The organism is Butyrivibrio sp. INlla14 (genome assembly GCF_900102515.1).
GTDB lineage: Bacteria > Bacillota > Clostridia > Lachnospirales > Lachnospiraceae > Butyrivibrio.
This window is the reverse complement of the sequence record NZ_FMVS01000008.1, coordinates 127,153-142,659: the sequence shown is the minus strand read 5'-3', so window position 1 is coordinate 142,659 and position 15,507 is coordinate 127,153. Positions and strand designations below refer to the sequence as shown.

Below are 15,507 nucleotides of genomic sequence, written 5' to 3'. Positions count from 1 at the left end.
TATAAGTAGGCCTTGGCAAGGTCAAGGTAAACAGCATTTTCTCATAGCTCTTCAAGCTCAGATGAAATCTGCTCCCATTCATCATAAAGGCCAGCGAGCTTATCCTGAATCTCTGTCTGTTCATCACTAAGCTTACGCAGTTTGGCAAGGTCGGTACCGATAGAAGGATCTGCAAGGAGCTCGTTTATCTCAGCATCTCTTCCTTCACATTTTGCGATGTCTTCCTCGCACTTTTTAAGGGAATTCTCGAGTTTGCGGCGCTTTGCCTGGATTTCCTTCTGGGCTTTCCAATCAAGAGCCCCGGCATTGGAAGAATCTGATGCCCTTTCTGTTTCATCACTAATAGCACTGGCAGCACTTTCTGCATACTTATAGCTTCCATCAGCAAGAGAAGCGTTTCCTACATTGCTGCTCTGGCCAAAAAGGCGCTGCATCTGTTCATCCACATGCTCAATATAGTAGTCATAGTTTCCGATGTAGTTAACAAACTGGCCATGAGTAAGATCTAGAATTCTGGTAGCAGTACGATTTATAAAGTAACGGTCATGGCTGACATAAAGTACAGTTCCTTCATAGCCTGAGATTGCAGTCTCCAGGATTTCCTTGGAAGTAATATCAAGGTGGTTAGTAGGCTCATCAAGGATAAGGAAGTTAGCATCTGATAGCATGAGCTTGGCAAGAGATACTCTTCCCTTCTCACCACCAGAAAGGTCACCAATCCTCTTAAACACGTCATCTCCAGTAAACAAAAAAGCTGCCAGCGTATTGCGAATCTCAGTATTATTTAAAGTTGGGTAAGCATCTGATATTTCTTCAAATAAGGTCTTCTCATCATGAAGTACATGGTGCTCCTGATCGTAGTATCCGATCTTAACCTTAACTCCAAGTTCAATCTCACCTGCATCAAGAGATTCCACCCCGTTAATGATCTTAAGAAGGGTTGTCTTACCACTTCCGTTATCTCCTATTATGGCTACGTGCTCGCCCTTTTTAACCTCAAAATCAAGGCCGGAAAAGAGCTTCTCACTTCCAAAAGCTTTGGAAAGACCAGTAGCTGTTAATACGTCATTGCCACTCTCGCAAGAAGGCTTAAGTGAAATCTTCATGCGGTCATCAATAGTTACAGGCTTATCTAATACCTCTATCTTTTCAAGCATCTTCTCGCGGCTCTCAGCCCTCTTTATTGATTTTTCTCTGTTAAAGGACTTAAGCTTTGTGATGACTTCTTCCTGATGCTTTATCTCAGCCTGCTGCTTCATATATGCTGCCCACTGGGTCTTACGCAGCTGCTCTTTTTTTACAGCGTAGGTACTGTAATTTCCGACAAAAGAAGTTACCTTGGTATTTTCTACCTCGACAATCTTGGAAGCTATCTTATCAAGGAAATATCTGTCATGAGATACAATAAGAACTGCTCCCTTGTAGTTTAAAAGATAGTTTTCAAGCCACCTGATTGAATTCATATCAAGGTGGTTAGTAGGCTCATCTAGGATTATAAGATCAGGCTTTTGAAGAAGAAGTTTGCCAAGTGCTACTCTTGTCTTCTGACCTCCAGATAAGGTATTTATCTTCTTGTCAAGTTCCTCATCCAAAAAGCCAAGGCCCTTGGCAACGCCTGTAACTTCACTCTGCCAGGCATATCCAGACTGTCTTGCAAACTCATCATGCATTCTGGTATATCTATCCATGAGGGCATTAAGTTCATCACCAGTTACATGCTTCATCTGCTCTTCTGCCTGCCTGATGCTGTTCTCAAGGTCGATGATATCTCTTTTTACCTCGACAAGCTCTTCATATATAGTCTTCTCTGTATCTATGTTCTGATTCTGGGCAAGATACCCCCAGGTAAGGTCCTTGGAAAAAGTAACCTCTCCGTCATCTGCAGACATTTCACCGATAATGATCTTTAAAAGAGTTGTCTTACCAGCGCCATTAATTCCGACAATAGCCGCCTTCTCATCCTTTTCCATATGGAAGGATGCGCCCTTTAATATATCTTTTCCATCAAATGATTTGGTTATATTGTGAACTGAAAGAATCATAATATCTAACTCCAAAAAAATGTCTTAGTTGCTTAATCAAATAAGCAACTAAGACATTTTAGCATGTTCATAACTTTATGTAAAAAATAAAATTTGCAATATCACAGGGTCTCAAACTCTGCAGCGATTGCATCCAAAAACTCCTCAGATCCAAGCTTAACCGGATCAGGAAGAGATGTGATAAGTGCAAGGTCTCCTGTCATTCGGCCTGACTCTATTACAGAAAGAGTTGCCTTCTCAAGCTTGTTTGCATACTCAACAAGTTCAGCTATGCCATCAAGTTCGCCTCTCTTTCTAAGAGCTCCTGTCCAGGCAAAAATAGTAGCTACAGGGTTAGTTGATGTAGGCTCTCCCTTTAGATACTTGTAATAGTGCCTCTGAACTGTTCCATGAGCTGCCTCATACTCGTAAACCCCAGTTGGAGATACTAAAACGGAAGTCATCATAGCAAGTGAACCAAAGGCTGAGGATACCATATCGCTCATAACGTCGCCGTCGTAGTTCTTGCAGGCCCAGATAAATCCGCCCTTGGACTTCATGACTCTTGCTACTGCATCATCAATAAGTGTATAGAAGTATGTGATTCCGGCTTCCTCAAAGTCTTTCCTGAACTCTTTTTCAAATACTTCATCAAAGATTTCTCTGAATCTTCTGTCATAGGTCTTACTGATAGTGTCCTTGGTTCCAAGCCACAGCTCTTTTTTCTCAGAAAGAGCATACTTAAAGCAGGCTCTGGCAAAGCTCTCAATTGAAGCGTCCTTGTTATGGATACCCTGTATGATACCTGGCTCCTTGAAATCAAAGATTGTCTCTCTTATCTCTTTGCCATCAGCACCTGTAAATAAGAGTTCTGCCTTACCAGGCCCTGGAACTCTGATTTCAACATTTTTGTAAACATCGCCATAGGCATGTCTTGCAAGTGTAATAGGGCTGACCCAGGTTCTGACATTTGGCTCAATACCCTTTACCATGATTGGAGTCCTGAATACAGTTCCGTCAAGAATAGCTCTTATGGTTCCATTTGGACTCTTCCACATCTTCTTAAGTCCATACTCTTCTACACGCTCGTTATTAGGAGTAATGGTAGCACATTTAACTGCTACGCCATATTTAAGAGTTGCATTGGCACTATCTACAGTTACCTGATCATCAGTCTCATCTCTATGCTTAAGACCAAGGTCATAATACTCGCTCTTAAGGTCAACATATGGCAGGATAAGCTTATCCTTGATCATCTGCCATAAAACTCTTGTCATTTCATCCCCATCCATCTCAACAATGGGCGTAGTCATCTGAATCTTACTCATTCCATCCTCCAGTTTTTATATTTTTACTCGTACATATCAAGAAGTCCCTGATCCAGCATATTTTCAAAAGCATTTATCATATGCTGATGTGCAAGCTCTTCAGCCTTGTCAGGGTTATTTTCCTTAATAGCCTCCATGATATACTTGTGCTCTACGTTTGAAACAGCACCACGGCTGCTTGATAAAGTTTTTTTTCTGACTCTCCATACATACTGGTGGTAATCCTTCAAAAGATGCTCAAGCATCTTGGAATTACATGATTCGTATAATATGGTGTGGAATCTGTTATCAAGTTCAGCCATCTGATTCATATGGCCCCTTGCAGCATGAAACTCAGCAAGATAAAGAGTTTCCTCCATCTCATCAAGCTGCGCCTTTGTTATATTCTCACAGGCCCATCTTGCGCACAGACCTTCAAGTCTTGATCTGATCATGTAGATATCCTTGATATCCTTGACCTTTATGCCTGTAACATAAGCTCCTCTATTGGGAATGATCTGAATAAGTCCCTCAAGTTCAAGCTGTCTGAAAGCCTCTCTAACAGGAGTTCTGCTGACGCCAAGTTCCTCTCCAATGGCAACCTCTCTAAGTTCCTCATGGTCCTTGTATTTGCCATTTAAGATATCATTTCTTATGGTGTGAAATACTCTTCCTCGCAAAGAGTATTTATCCATGGATTCGCCTTTTACGTCGTCTTTAATATCACCTTTGATTTCTTTGTTCTCCATACTCCCTCACAGCCTTATCGGCTTACAATTTCTCCTTCTTTTACAATAATGCCAAGTTCCTTTGAAACCTTGTCTATCTCTCTGACAAGCTCTTCATCAGTCATAACAGTAACTCTTCCGCCATCATATTCTGCATCAACCCACTCTTTTATCTTAGAAACAAGTGGAGATGTCTTAGATAGTGCATGTTCCTCACGGAGTTTGTAGTGAACATTAATCCAGTGAGCTATACCTGCAAGTCCTGATGTATTTGAAACAGCACTTACTGGAGGTCTCTTTAAGAATTTCTCAGTATCAAAAATATTATAGATCTCCTCATTTTTAAGAAGACCATCTGCATGAATACCAGCCCTTGTAACATTGAAGTTCTTGCCTACAAAAGGCGTATTTGCAGGAACTGTAAAGCCTATTTCTTTTTCATAGTATTCTGCAAGATCCGTGATGACTGTGGTATTCATGCCATTTAAAGTGCCCTTAAGCTGGGCATACTCAAATACCATAGCTTCAAGAGGGGTGTTACCTGTTCTCTCGCCAATACCAAATAGTGATGTATTAACAGAACTACAGCCATAAATCCAGGCCGTAGTAGAATTGGTAACTGCCTTGTAAAAATCATTATGTCCATGCCACTCGATAAGTTCACTTGGAACACCGGCATTAGTATTTATAGCATAAATGATACCCTGAACGCTTCTGGGAATAACGGCACCTGAGAAGTTAACGCCATATCCCATGGTATCGCAGGCTCTAACCTTGATAGGAATCTTATATTCATCCTTGAGCTTCATAAGTTCCAAACAGAAAGGAACCACAAAACCAAAAATATCAGCTCTTGTTATGTCCTCAAGATGGCACCTGGGGCTTATACCATTATCAAGGCAGGCTCTTACAATACTAAGATAGTGGTCGAGGGCCTGTCTTCTGGTCATCTTGAGCTTTAAGAAAATATGATAGTCGGAGCAGCTCACAAGGATTCCTGTTTCCTTCATCCCAATTGCCTTAACCAGCTTAAAGTCCTCTTCTGATGCTCTGATCCAGCTGGTAACCTCCGGGAACTCATAGCCTCTTTCCATACATTTAAGAGCAGCATCTCTGTCACTCTTACTATATAAAAAGAACTCACTCTGTCTTATCATTCCATTAGGGCCACCAAGCTCATGAAGCATATCATAGATATGAACAATCTGATCTGTTGTATATGGCGCTCTGGACTGCTGACCATCTCTGAAGGTTGTATCGGTTATCCATATTTCCTTGGGCATATTGTGGGGCACGATTCTGTCATTAAAAGGAATCTTAGGTACCTCTTCGTAAGGAAACATATTTCTAAATACATTTGGTCTCTCTACGTCATCAAGAATGTACATATGCTCTTCAATCTGTAAAAGATTGTTCTTGTCATTCATGGTGACAGGACGATTCTGGAAAGTATTATTCTCCTGCATAGCAAAATCCCCGCAATTTCGACTAATTGTTCTATTTGTATAATTGTATACAATCATATCATCAATGTCAACGTGACAAAATTAAGCATTTGGCCGCATAGAAAAAAGGTGGGATGCTTAAATTCCCACCTTTCTCTGTAATATATTTCAATATTTATTTTTTCTTGAAAAATACTTCTTCATATTTTCTATCGGTTCAGGCTTGGCATAATGATATCCCTGAATATAGTCAAAGCCTCTCTCCATGCTATATTGACTCTGGGACTCATCCTCAACACCCTCAATAAGAGTGACAAATCCATTTTTCTTAAAGACTTCTATCATATAGCTCATGATGTCATCCATTCTATTGTCATCAAGAGACTTATACAAAAGAGCTTTATCAAACTTGATAGTCTTGACCGGGCAATTCATTACTCTCTCAAAAGACGAATAACCAGTACCAAAGTCATCAAGATAGAACTGAATTCCAGAGTTTGTCAACAAGTGCATGTTATCATTAGCCCTGTCAAAATTCTCAAACATAGCAGATTCTGTGATTTCAAACCTTATCTTAGAAATATCAAAGTCATATTTTTCTATGATTTCCATAAGGTCATCGTTTACATTATCCTGGGATATCTCTCTTGAAGAGATGTTTATTGATATAGCATCAAAGTCATAATAATCTGAAAAACTCTCAACAGCTTTACATACCTTATCAAGTACGATACAGGTAATAGCATGTATAGTACCTGAAGCTTCTGCTATAGGAATAAACTTATCAGGACTTATTATCTGATTTCCAATTTTAAGCCTGGTAAGAGCTTCAGCTACCCTGAAACTGCCAGTTTCTACACTGTAGATAGGCTGTGCATATACAAGAACTCTCTCATCTTCAAGATCAAGTCTGTTTCTGATATCCTCCAAAGCTACTGATATCTCATAATTTTCCAGGAAGTCATCATAATCTATTGGTTTTATCACATAGAAATGGCTACTGTTCTGATCCTTAAATCTCCTTGAAACAAATTCAAAAAACTGCCTGCACTTTGTAGGGTTGCCAATATCCTCCGGAACTTCGCCGGATACGATAACATAGTTAAATGGAACATAAGCGTCAGCTTTTGCTCCATCAAGCACCCCTCTTATACTGTTTATTACACTAAGAAACTGTTTCTCATCTCTGGCTTCAATAAGATTTACATACTTGCTCTCTGATACTCTGAATATCTTAAAAGCAGGCTTTATAGCTTCCATAGCCCTGCAAATAGCAAGCCCTTTCAGAAAAAGATCATCAACCCAGTCTCCAAAAATCCCTACATTGGGATATTTAAGATCAACATAGCAAATGTACATTTTTCTTTTGCCAATGTGTTTGTCAAGATATGCCACAAGTCCATACTCATTTTGACTTCCTGTAGCTTCATCATAAGGATTTGAATGAAACAGAATATACCCTAAGGTAAACACCGGAACATAAGAAAGGGCAGAATAAACGGTATGGAACAGGCCTACACTCAATATCTGACTGGCCAAAAGAACTATCTCTACAGGAACTAGCGTAACAACACAGTACCAGATAATTCTGGCTACATTGGGCCTGTTGCTGATAGTAGCATTCATGCAGACTATAGCACAAACAATTCCTGCAGCGCTATAAAATCTTACAAAGTGAGTAATGTCTATACCGCCAAGCTCAAGGCTATAGAGCCTTGTGGCAGCAATCTCTACAATAACGCCAATAAAATAGATAGCAGACAACAGGCTATACATCAAAAGAAATTCTTTACGCTGCCTTCTGCGTACAATTGACATCATATTCACGTAGGAAAAAATAAAATATAGAATCCCATTGTATAAAACAAGGAATAACAATAGCTGAAAAATAAACAAGAAGCTGTTGTAATACTCGTCTGGATTATTGGCAACAAACAGAATTGATATGTGCACAAGAATAGATACTATAGACAAGATTGTACCTCTGAAAACATATTTATAAACAAATGTTTTCTTGGGGCTTGTATATAGCATTATCAAAAGAATCAGACAGCCCATGACAAGTCCGGCTATCTCACCTATGTAGTTATAGGGAATAAAAAAAATCTCTTCCATAGGATAATATTATCACAAAACCTTATTACGTATATTAAAATATTATAAAATGTATTTTTGGAGTGTGTACTTAATCATTAAAAAGAGGGCCCGCGTAAAACGCGAAGCCCTCCCAAGTGGGTTCAAAAATTATTCTTCTGAATTAGCTGCTGCAACCTTATCAGCTCTTGCCTCAACCTCTTTGGCCTGAACATCTGAAGGAGCCTGCTCATATCTGTTGAACTGGTATTCAAAGTCACCACTACCGCCAGTCATGGAACGAAGCTGTGTACAGTATCCAAAGAGTTCCATCATAGGAACCTCAGCTTCTATTACCTGTTTACCGGTAAGTGAAGGGTTCATTCCAAGAACACGTCCTCTTCTCTTGTTAAGATCTCCCATTACTTCACCTGTATAAGAATCAGGAACTGTAACTTTCAAAGATACAATAGGCTCAAGAAGAACTGGAGTTGCTTCCATGAAGCCCTTCTTGAAGGCATTGGATGAAGCTACCTTGAAGGCCATTTCTGATGAATCTACAGGATGATAGGATCCATCATACAAAGTTGCCTTAACACCAACTACAGGATATGCTGCCAGAGGTCCACGCAGAACTGACTCTGCGATACCCTTTTCTACTGCCGGGAAGAAGTTCTTAGGAACTGCTCCGCCAACGACTTCCTGATCAAACTCGTAAGGCTTGGTCACATCTCCAAGTGGTGCAAAACGCATCTTTACATGTCCATACTGGCCATGTCCACCTGTCTGCTTCTTGTACTTGTACTCAACATCCGAGGTCTTTCTGATTGTCTCTCTGAAGGCAACCTTAGGCTTTGTAAGATCAATAGCTACCTTATATACGTTAAGGAGCTTACTCTGAATAACCTCAAGGTGCATATCGCCCATACCATACAGAAGTGTCTGGCGGTTCTCAGCATCGTTGACAACCTTAAGCGTCTGGTCCTCAGCTGCGAGCTTGGCAAGAGACTGTGCAATCTTATCAATATCGCTCTTATTCTGAGCGTGATATCTCATATAAGTATATGGAGTTGAAATATCCATCTTGGCATAAGTTATAGGATTAGCCTTTGTTGAAAGAGTATCTCCTGTAGCTATGTCAAGCTTTTGTAATGCGCCAAGATCGCCTGCGTGAAGTTCTGGAACTTCAGTAGCCTTATTGCCCTGAAGAACATAGAGCTTACCAATCTTAACTTCTGCATCCTTGGATGCAACAAACATTACATCATCTGGTTTAATGACACCTGAACGAACCTTGATAAGTGAATACTTACCAATAAATGGATCGATCATTGTCTTAAATACAAAGGCTGTCTTGGGTTTTGAGAAATCAAAGTCAGCCTCAAAGATCTCATTAGTGTTAGTATTGATACCAGCCATCTTGCGGTTCTCCGGGCTAGGCATATACTTAACGATATCATCAAGAAGTGTATAAATACCCTGACATAATGTGCTGGATCCCATTTCAATAGGAACGATTGTTCCATCACAGACATTTGAACGTACAGCAGCTCTTATCTCAGCTTCTGAGAAGGTATCTCCGTTAAAGTATCTGTCCATGAACTCTTCTGAAGTTTCAGCAACAGACTCAAGAAGTGTATCTCTGCAAAGCTTAAGATTTGCCTGATTATAATCAGGAACTTCACACTCTACAACCTCTTTGCCTTCCCATCTAAAGCCCTTTTCCTGTATTACGTTAACATATCCGACAAACTTCTCATTCTCACGGATTGGAAGATTGAATGGAGCCATCTTCTTGCCGTATTTATCAGTCATGTCCTGCACAACCTGTCTATAGGAAACATCATCTATATCCATGTCTGCTACAAAAACCATACGCGGCAGTTTGTATTTCTCACATAATTCCCATGCCCTCTCGGTACCTACCTCGATACCTGCCTTACCAGATACGACAATGATCGCCGCATCAGCAACACTCATAGCTTCTTCAACTTCACCGACAAAATCGAAGAATCCGGGAGTGTCCAGAAGATTGATCTTGTGTCCATCCCACTCAAGAGGAATAGTTGAGGTACTGATTGAGATATGTCTCTTCTGCTCTTCCTTATCGAAATCACTAAGAGTATTTCCATCCTCAACCTTTCCCATTCTGGATGTAATACCTGCTAAATAAGCCATTGCCTCAGAGAGACTTGTCTTACCTGCTCCGCCATGGCCCAGCAGCACTACGTTTCTAATCTTGTCAGTCGTGTAAACGTTCATATCCTGTCCTCCAGTCGCAATAAATTGGGTATTTAATGAGAATATCGAGACAACAGATGCATATACAGCCGTCCACAGAATTAGACCGCCATTATATGCTATTTGAACAATATAGATCCTCGCCCCAAACAAATCTCATAAACATATTTTACTAAAGATAGTACACATATACAAGCTTTTTCAGCTTTTTGCACAAATTATCCCCTGTTTACTGGATTTCTTTTAACACGTTCTCCATTCCTTCATGATCAGAGGCTTCAAAGAGCTCTTTTAATCTCAAAAATCTTTCCTGGTGCTCGCCAAGTTCGTAATCTTCCATTTCCTTAAAAAGCCCCTTTAAATAATTATCATTGTTCTGACGAATGCCTTCTTTTATGGCTTCATACATGCTCTTTATTAAAAATTCATTGTAATCAGCCTTCTTGGTCTTTGGTTCTGTATCTGCTTCCATATTTTCATCGTTATTTGCAGCAAAAACCTCACCAAGAGGTTTCTTGTAGTTTCTTAAAAGATCAAGCACTTCCTGATGGTGTTTCCTGATATAGGAAATATTATTTTCTTTTCCGGCCATCTCAAGATTTTTGGCCTTCTCAGAAAGCTCCATGGCTCCAATCAGAGCCGCCGAGCTTTTGAGGGCATGAACCTTTATTGTATAGTTCTCATAATCACCACTATCGTAGTATTGTGACAACTCTTTGTCTCTGTCCTCGAGAGAATCATAGAATATTTTCAAAACGCTCTTAAAAGATTCCTCACTGCCACTATGCTCTATGGCTATTTTGGAATCTAATCCCGGTATATTGTCATACCACTTGATATCTTCAGAAGAAGTCTCAATAATATTTTCCTCTCCATAGAACTCTGCATGGCTACTTTCCGGCTCGCTTACATCATGGAAAACAAGATATTTTTCCAGGTTATAGGAATAGTCAGTCTTTTTCATGTAAATGATTCCGAAAGCGCCAGATCCGCAAGTTACAGATAACGATGCTGAAGCCTTCTGGAATATGACATTTTTAAATGGTGCGCAGCTTCTGATCTTGGCCTCAATCTTTTCAAGATTTTCATCAGTTACATCTGAATATACGACAATTACTACATCTGTATCAGGCTTTATCCTCCTTGGAATAGCAAAGTCCACATACCTGTCATAGCTGCTTATCTTGCTTCCAAGCTGCATTTTACTTACTTTAAAGACATCATTTTTTATTTCAACAAAAGGTCTTATCCCAACAGATTCCATGAACTCACTGTACTTTTTAGAAATAATCCCTCTCCTGAACAAAACAGCCGGATCATCAGAGACAAAGCTGCATCGCATATTCTTTTTAGCCTTAGATAGTTCAGACAGTATGTTAACAGGACTCATTCCCTGAAAGGCCATATTATGGGCAATTATGGCAAGGATACCCATAGCGCTGGAAGTATAACCTGAATTAAAGACAAACACATTTCCATAGGTTTTAGATGCCTGTTTTGCCCTTTCATATTCAAGGCTTATTCCAGGTGTCATGGTGATATAAATTAGCTGATGAGCCTTTTTAAGCTCTTTTGAAAAGAACTGCTCGTACTCCTCAACAGTTGGAGGCTCAGTGACAAACTTCTTGCCGGATTTCATATATCTGATTATTTCATCAGCATCCGCTTCTATTCCGTCATAGTACTCTTTTCCTTCAGAAAGAATTTTAAACGGAATAGTATCTATCTGTACTTCCTGCAATGTTTTTGACGGCAGGTCGCACATGCTGTTTGTTGTTATAAGAAGAGGTATTTTTCTGCTGTATCCCTTTGATGCATTCATTTTGGTCTTGTTAAGGGCAGCCTCTTTGGTCAAAACCACCTTGGATTCCGGAAGATGCGCAAGGAGCATTTCCTCAAAAAGAGCTCCTGATATAGGTTTCAAAAGATATCCGTCAAAGCCGCTTGCATTATAAAGCTCTCTGTTATCGCTTCCAGCATTGGCTGTCAAAACTATTACAGGGGCATGGTTATTAAGGCCTCCACGCTGTTTTCTGATAGCCTGAAGACATTCAATACCATTCATAAGCGGCATCAAATGATCCATGAAAATAACGTCATAGCGAACAGCAGATGTAAGAGAAAGAGCTTTTTCTCCGCTGTCAGCCACATCCACAATTATCTGAGTCTGCGCTAGAAGCTTTTTCTCAACTTCGAGATTCATCTCATTGTCATCTACAATAAGAATCCTTGCATCCGGGGCAGTAAAGCTTGCGTTGTATCTTGCCTTATCCCTCAGACTTCCGTAATTTGTTATATTAATATTTCCAACCACTGCAGGATTACTTACTTTTTGCCAGAGGGTAACTGTAAAAGTGGATCCTTGTGTATAAACGCTGTTAACAGCTATTTCACCTTCCATAAGTTCAACAAGCTGTTTAACAATAGATAATCCAAGGCCGGTTCCTTCTATCTTGCTGTTTCTCTCCTCGTCCATTCTCTGGAAAGCATCAAAAAGATATGGAAGAGACTCTTCCTTAATGCCCATCCCAGTGTCTGCTACAGAAAAGACAATTCTAACCTTCTCTTCTTTTATTTCCTCTTTTTCTATGTGAAGAGTAACTGTACCTTCATTTGTGTATTTTACTGCGTTATTAAGTAGATTGATCAGAATCTGCTTTATTCGGACTTCATCGCCAAAAAGCTCCCTTGGAAGTGTAGGGTCAACCTCGACCTTAAGCTTAAGCCCCTTTTGTTCAGCTCTTAGCCAGACCATGTTGACCATTTCCGAAACAAGAGCGGATACACTGTAATTGACAGGAACAATATCCATTTTCCCGGCTTCTATTTTTGAAATATCAAGAATATCATTAACAAGAGAAAGCAGCATTTTTCCTGCTCCCTGAATGTTGGCTGCATCTTTTTTTATTTCATCTGATGCATCCTGCTGTCTTAAAATGATCTCATTAAGTCCTAAAATAGTATTGATAGGTGTCCTGATCTCATGGCTCATGCTGGAAAAGAAGCGGTTCTGGGATTTATTAAGTTCCTCGAACTTAACAGTCTCCTCCCTTGCTCTTTTATTTTCCTCAATAAACATCCATTCAACAAACCAGACCATCAAACAGCAGATAATTCCAAGCATTATAACTGAAACCAGGATATCTATATACATTACTTCCTGATTATGGACATGTACATGCTGCGGGTGGAAATATGCATCTACAAAGAAAAGAACTGTTTCGATGGTAAGAATTGCCAGGGTTATAGGCCTCCACTTCCCATAAAGAACAAGGCCTGTATAAAGATATGTAAATACGATCCACAAAAAGCCTCCGCCTGTAAGACCTCCTCCAAAGAAATACAAAATAGGCAGAATAACTGCAATAAGGCCTATTACTATAACTCTTATCGCAATCTGAGTCTTATTTTTTCTTATAGAGACCAAAGTTACAGCAGGAGCAACGATAACAGTGATAACAAGTACTATTATCTCAACGATATTTTCTCCCACCATTATGTTAAATATTAGAGCAAATGTAATAACAAAATCAGTAAGAAAAGTAAGCGCTATAAAAACCCTTTCTCTAAAACTCTGGGAAGGGTCTCTTAATCTTTCTATAATGCTCTCAAAGAATTTAAAGATCACCTTATACCTCCCTTGCGATTTGTCTTACTGCTCGTAAGTACCTGTCCCATCACTCTCTCAAAATCCACAAGGTTAACAGGCTTTGCGATAAATCCATCAAAGCCCTCACCCAGAAACATTTCTTTTGCTCCGCTTACAGCATTGGCAGTTAGCGCAACTATCTTTACCTTCTTGTCCTCACGTTCTGCAATTTCCCGGATTCTCTTCATGGCTTCTACGCCATCCATTATCGGCATCATGTGATCCATAAAGATAACATCATATTCGTTTCTGCTGAATTTCTCTATTGCTTCCATGCCGCTTTCTGCAGTATCAACGATCATGTTATACTCACCAAAAAGTCCTCTGGCTACGACAAGATTCATCTGCTCATCATCAACAACAAGAGCCTTTATTCCATCAAGAACAGGCTTTTTGTAGTCACCTGTGTATGTTTTCTTTATCTCATTTATATCTCCATTTATGATCTGAGCAACCTGAAGACCATAAACAGGCTTATCTACGGTAAAAATGTTTTCTTCATGTATGTCAGGAGAATCCTTGTCCTTTAATACTGCAATTGTTACCTTCTCCCTTGACAGTAGACGTATATAAGATTTATTGTCCCTGTACTCCCTGTAGCCCATAAATACATGCGTAACTTTATTGGTTGCCAGCATCTTCTTGACTTCATCAATACTAGATGCCAGATATAAATTTACCCTAAGGCCTGCTGCCAGATTTCTTGCCATATTCCTATACATCTCGACAACAGCCGGCGTAGTCAGGCTTTCAGAGGTATCAAAAAAGATAACATTTATGAATCTTACAGTTTTAATTCCAAGACAAGGAGCCGGGTCTACTACCTCCTGATAAATACTTACTCTTATTGTTGTTCCCTTGTTTTTCTCACTTTCAATACGAACAAATCCGTCCATGCACCTTACAAGTCCATATACAATTGAAAGTCCAAGGCCTATTCCGCCAGTACTTCTTGTTCTTTTTTTGTTTGCTTGATAGACGCCCTTTTGTACACTTTCCACGTCTTTTTTAGTCATTCCAATGCCGGTATCAGTTACTTCTATTATGAGGTTTACACCATACTCTTTCTTTAGAGCAGCTATCCTGAGATAAACGCCACCTTCCACCGTGAACTTAAAGGCATTATCAAGAAGATGTAATATTATCTTCCTTATCTTTCTGATATCCCCCTTCATTGCAGAGGGAACGCCAGGATCAAGATCAACAATAAATTCCAGGTTCTTTTTGATATCCATGGATTTATAGTTAATTAAAATATCATTGACCACAGATGTGATCATATATCTTTCATTTTCAAGCCTTATGTCATTTCTCTGGATTTCGCTATAATCCTGAATATCTTCTATCTGTCCCGCTATTCTGATCCCTGCATTTCTTATAGATACTATATCTTTTCTATCTTCTTTTCTAAGAATCAGGTCCGTCATGCCGTTTATGACATTTAAAGGTGTTCTAAGCTCATGGGAGATATTTACAAGAAAATCCTCCATATCATGAAGATAGTCCTCTCTTCTGCCTTTTAATCTTTCAATCTCATCATCCTTTTCCAAGCTTCTTTCCATCATCCTTCTAAGCATAATGCAGATGAATACAGCAGAAAATAAATGAAGACCAATTCGCAATATGTCAATGATTGCATAGGAAAAAATACCGGAATTTACTAAAAGAACTATTTGGACAGCCATTATAAGAAAGTATTCTGCAAGGATAATACGCAAAAAGCCCCTTCGTCCCAGCAGGGCTGCAACTCCCATTGCAATGGTTGAAATAACATAAATACCAAAGAAATTATTAGCATGAACGCCAAGATAAAAAGCTACGATAAGTGCCATGATCAGATAGTAGTTTTCTCTGTATCTTATGTCAGCATACTGAGTAATATGCATCCACCACATGGCAATTACGCCAACCACGATAAGTGGTGGCACCCAAAATTCCCAATCAAGGATAGCATTTTCCAATATAGCACCCATGCAAAGAGCAGTAAGCACTAAAATAGCCATGATATGGACTCTGTTTCTCTCCTGATGATTATCTTCCACA

At 39.6% G+C, this 15,507-nt stretch carries 8 protein-coding genes; all 8 read right to left on the bottom strand.

Annotated features, from left to right (window positions below):
- Positions 1-41: 41 nt before the first annotated feature.
- The gene (locus tag BLO53_RS07140) at positions 42-2,042 is read right to left on the bottom strand and encodes an ABC-F family ATP-binding cassette domain-containing protein (RefSeq protein WP_092060061.1); all 2,001 of its coding nucleotides are present in this window, start codon (positions 2,040-2,042) and stop codon (positions 42-44) included.
- A gap of 101 nt (positions 2,043-2,143) precedes the next feature.
- Entirely contained in the window at positions 2,144-3,349 is a 1,206-nt protein-coding gene (locus BLO53_RS07135) for an NADP-dependent isocitrate dehydrogenase (RefSeq protein ID WP_092060059.1), read from the bottom strand.
- Between the two features lie 23 nt (positions 3,350-3,372).
- A complete protein-coding gene (locus tag BLO53_RS07130; protein WP_051196835.1) occupies positions 3,373-4,077 on the bottom strand; it encodes a GntR family transcriptional regulator in 705 nt (234 codons plus the stop codon).
- 14 nt (positions 4,078-4,091) lie between these two features.
- Positions 4,092-5,522, bottom strand: coding sequence for a 2-isopropylmalate synthase (locus tag BLO53_RS07125; RefSeq protein ID WP_092060057.1), 1,431 nt, complete (start codon positions 5,520-5,522; stop codon positions 4,092-4,094).
- Between the two features lie 147 nt (positions 5,523-5,669).
- On the bottom strand, positions 5,670-7,616 hold the full coding sequence (locus tag BLO53_RS07120; protein WP_092060055.1) for an EAL domain-containing protein: 1,947 nt from the start codon (positions 7,614-7,616) through the stop codon (positions 5,670-5,672).
- Positions 7,617-7,745: 129 nt separating this feature from the next.
- Positions 7,746-9,836 (bottom strand): elongation factor G, encoded by a 2,091-nt coding sequence (gene fusA / locus BLO53_RS07115; RefSeq protein WP_092060052.1) that lies wholly within the window; start codon positions 9,834-9,836, stop codon positions 7,746-7,748.
- Between the two features lie 208 nt (positions 9,837-10,044).
- Entirely contained in the window at positions 10,045-13,443 is a 3,399-nt protein-coding gene (locus BLO53_RS07110) for a DegV family protein (RefSeq protein WP_092060050.1), read from the bottom strand.
- Positions 13,440-15,506: a hybrid sensor histidine kinase/response regulator gene (locus BLO53_RS07105; RefSeq protein WP_176757202.1), complete on the bottom strand. Its 2,067-nt coding sequence runs from the start codon at positions 15,504-15,506 to the stop codon at positions 13,440-13,442. Before BLO53_RS07105 ends, BLO53_RS07110 begins: the two co-directional genes overlap by 4 nt.
- Between the last annotated feature and the right edge of the window lies 1 nt (position 15,507).